General features: G+C 73.1%; 5 protein-coding genes and 1 pseudogene. All 6 read left to right on the plus strand.

Annotated elements, in window-relative coordinates; all coding sequences use genetic code 11:
* Positions 1 to 314: pseudogene (locus JNW89_RS30850) on the plus strand (hypothetical protein); the annotation flags it as partial.
* Positions 315 to 363: 49 nt separating this feature from the next.
* On the plus strand, positions 364 to 987 hold the full coding sequence (locus JNW89_RS30855; RefSeq protein WP_238451755.1) for an RNA methyltransferase: 624 nt from the start codon (positions 364 to 366) through the stop codon (positions 985 to 987).
* Positions 988 to 1,117: 130 nt separating this feature from the next.
* Positions 1,118 to 1,762, plus strand: a complete 645-nt coding sequence (locus tag JNW89_RS30860) for a DUF6758 family protein (protein ID WP_238451758.1) — start codon at positions 1,118 to 1,120, stop codon at positions 1,760 to 1,762.
* 117 nt (positions 1,763 to 1,879) lie between these two features.
* On the plus strand, positions 1,880 to 2,038 hold the full coding sequence (locus JNW89_RS30865) for a hypothetical protein (RefSeq protein WP_170285364.1): 159 nt from the start codon (positions 1,880 to 1,882) through the stop codon (positions 2,036 to 2,038).
* Positions 2,039 to 2,044: 6 nt separating this feature from the next.
* Positions 2,045 to 2,926 (plus strand): PH domain-containing protein, encoded by an 882-nt coding sequence (locus tag JNW89_RS30870; protein ID WP_238451756.1) that lies wholly within the window; start codon positions 2,045 to 2,047, stop codon positions 2,924 to 2,926.
* A 103-nt stretch (positions 2,927 to 3,029) separates the two neighbouring features.
* The coding region (locus JNW89_RS30875) for a SigE family RNA polymerase sigma factor (protein ID WP_238451757.1) at positions 3,030 to 3,636 on the plus strand (607 nt) is incomplete at its 3' end.

Below are 3,636 nucleotides of genomic sequence, written 5' to 3' on the forward strand. Positions count from 1 at the left end.
TCGCCGGGCTCGACGCCGTGGCCGCCGGCCGGGCCTCCGACAGCGACCTGGTACGCGCCGTCGTCACCGCCATCTACGCCCGCCACGACGGGGCGCCGGCCCAGGCCGACCGGCTCACCGACCTGGTCGACCTCCTCGCCGCCTGCCGGGCTGCGGTACGCGTACTCGGCCGGCGGGCCGACCCGGCCGACTCGGCCGCGTACCGGCAGTGGGTGGAGTCGGTGGCCGCCCGGGTCTGCCGGGCCGGCGATCCGCCCGGACCCGCCGACCGACGGTTGCTGGACCGACTCGGTGGTGCCCTGGGGCTGCGGTGACCGGGGTGGCGTCCGGCGGTGCCCCGCTCGTCCGTACCCTCTTGTGACCGTGACCGAGGACCAGCTCGACGTGGGTGTCGGCCCGTGGCCCGGCGACCCGCCGGACGACCCGCGCTACGACCCGGAGCTGCTCGCCGCCGGCGACCGGCGCAACGTGGTCGACCGCTACCGGTACTGGCGCCGCGAGGCCGTCGTCGCCGACCTGGACGAGCGCCGGCACGACTTCCACGTGGCGATCGAGAACTGGCAGCACGACTTCAACATCGGCACGGTGGTCCGCAACGCCAACGCCTTCCTCGCCGCCGAGGTGCACATCGTCGGGCTGCGCCGGTGGAACCGGCGCGGCGCCATGGTGACCGACCGCTACCAGCACGTCCGGCACCACCCGACGATCGAGGAGTTCGTCGCCTGGGCCGCCGGGCGGGAGCTGCCGGTGGTGGGCATCGACAACCTGCCCGGCTCCCGGCCGCTGGAGACCACCACCCTGCCCCGCCGTTGCGTGCTCCTCTTCGGTCAGGAGGGACCGGGCCTGTCCGACCCGGCCCGCGCCGCCTGTGACCAGCTCTTCTCCATCGCCCAGTACGGCTCGACCCGGTCCATCAACGCCGGCGTGGCCAGCGGCATCGCCATGCACGCCTGGATCCGCGCCCACGCCGGCCCCCCGCCCGGCTGAGGCCGCCCGGGGCTCGCCGAAGGGAAACGGCCGCTCCGCTTGACGGGCCGCTGGCCGGGGGTCACGGTGGTGATGTGAGCGTCGTGGTGAGTTGTCCGAGGTGCGCCGGCCAGGTCGGCTCCCCGACCTGATGCACCCCGAGTCGCGGTGTGCGCGGTGCGGCCCGGTCGCGCCGCTGCACGTACCGGAACACATCGGAGCCGAGATCATGGCGAGCGTGGTCGACCGCGTCGTCGCCGACGAGAAGGCCGAGCGGCCCCGGGTGCCGCTCTGGTGTCCGTGGCCGCTGCCGCAGGGTTGGACGGTCACCGGGGTCGGCTGGGCCGGGGACGACCCCTCCGGCGTACGGGCCACGGCGGTGGCCTGCGCCGGTCCGGCGCCGCTGGGCGGGGGACCGGCCGAACTCCTGCTGGTGGCCGAGGAGCCGGGCGTCGGGCTGGGCGCCCGCTTCGCCGGGGTGTCCGGACCGGACCCGGGGCCCGAACTCGCGGAGGCGCTCACCGGCCCCGGCCCCGGGCTCGGCCACCCGGAGCACGTCGAGCCGGCCCGGATCAAGGTCGGCGGCCACCCCACTCCACTGTGGCTGGTGGATTCGGCGGCGGATCGAAGCGCGTACGCGGGCGAGGCTCGGGGAATGTGGCTGCATGCGATAGCCTGGCCGGCGAGCGCGGGTCACCTCCTCGCGGAAGACGTCGTCCTGCACGACCTTTCCGAGTGGACACCGCCCGAGCTCGTGTACGGCGCGCCGTCACCTCACCTGCACGGCAGGGCCTGACCGCCCTGACGGACTAGTGAGGGAACGAACGCAGATATTCACTGTACGACACCATACTGATACTCTGGGTGCCGCTGCGGTAAACGGACCCGGCCCCGCGCGAGAGGATGGCCCGCTATGGTCAAGAAGGTCCTCACCTGGGCCGGCGTCGCATTCTTGATCTTCTTCGTCGCCTACCGGCCGAACTCCGCCGCGGACGTCTTCAAGTCGCTCGGCGGCGGCATCATGGACATCGCCCAGGGCTTCGGCGACTTCTTCACCAGCCTCGTCGCCTGACCGCCCATGGGCAGCCCCTCCGGACCCCCCTTCGATCCCGACGACCCCGACCGGGAGCGCCGGGAGCAGGACACCGAGCCGATCCCGCGGTTCCGTCCCGACGACGGTCCGGGTTATGGCTCCGGCCCGGGCCTGGGCGACGGTCCGTCCCTTTCAGACGACATCGGCTACGGCGAGGGGCCGGGATACGCCGGTGAGGGCCGCTCCGGGCGGACCTGGGCGCGCGACCCGGAGGCCGGCTACCAGCAGGCCACCATCTCCGAGGAGGAGCTGGCCGGGCTGCGGGTGGACGCCTCCGGCATGCCGATGGGTCCCCGGCGGGTGCTGCCCCTGGAGGACGAGCCCAGCTCGCTGGTCGCCCGCTACCTCTTCCCCACCGAGCGCTACCGGGGCGAGTGGAAGCGGCACTGGATCCACCTCTCCACCCCGATCGTCGTCGGCATCGCCGCGACCTTCATCCTCGGCTACCTCTCCGGCTTCCTCGCCGGGCAGGACGTCGGCGCCCTCACCACCGTCGCGGTGCTGCTCTGGTTCGCGGTGATGGGCTGGGTCGCCTGGCGGGTGGCCGACTGGTGGTACGACCGCTTCATCCTCACCAACAAACGGGTCATGGTGGTCAACGGCATCATCACCCGCCGGGTCGCCATGATGCCGCTGGTCCGGGTCACCGACATGAAGTACGAGCAGACCCCGACCGGACGCGCGCTCAACTACGGCACCTTCGTGCTGGAGTCGGCGGGCCAGGAGCAGGCGCTGCGGGAGATCAAGAACCTGCCCAACCCGAACGAGCTCTACCTGCGTGTGGTCGAGGAGATGTACGAGCCGCAGGCGGTCGAGGCGCGGCTGGGCAAGGAGGCCGACGAGGCCAAGGCCGACGACGGCGCCTGAAGCTTTTCGTCCGTTCATCGGAGGAACTGCGAACCTTTCGCCGTCGACCCCGCCGCCTCGGCCATGGCACCCTACCTGCAGGAACGGGGTGCGGAGGTGACGCGTGGCCGAGCGGGATCCGCTCGAGGAGGAGTTCCGCGACTTCGTCGCGGCGCGCTCCAGTGCCCTGCTGCGCACCGCGTACCTGCTGGCGGGGGACTGGGCCACCGCCGAGGACCTGCTCCAGACCGCGCTGACCAAGACGTACCTGGCCAGCAAGCGGCTCGGCGGGATCGAGGCGATCGAGCCGTACGCCCGGCGGGTCATGGTCAACACGTCGACCAGCTGGTGGCGGCGGCGCTGGCACGGTGAACGCCCCACCGAGGTGCTGCCCGAGCGGGCCGGGGTCGACGAGATCGAGCAGCAGCTCGACCGGGACGTGCTCTGGCGGCACCTGACCGCGCTGCCCGCCCGGCAGCGCGCCGTGCTGGTCCTGCGCTTCTACGAGGACATGTCGGAGGCGCAGACCGCCGCGCTGCTGGAGATCTCGCCCGGCACGGTGAAGAGCCAGACCTCCCGCGCGCTGGCCACCCTGCGCCGTCGACTCGGCGAGGAAGCGGCCCGGGAACTGCCGGAGACGGCGACCCCGACCGGAGGGCGGTCCGCGCCGTCCGGGGCGGCTGCGGTCGTACCCCCGGAACCGGCCGGCTCACGGCGTGCCCCGCAGGCCG

Source organism: Micromonospora sp. 4G55 (assembly GCF_016803375.1).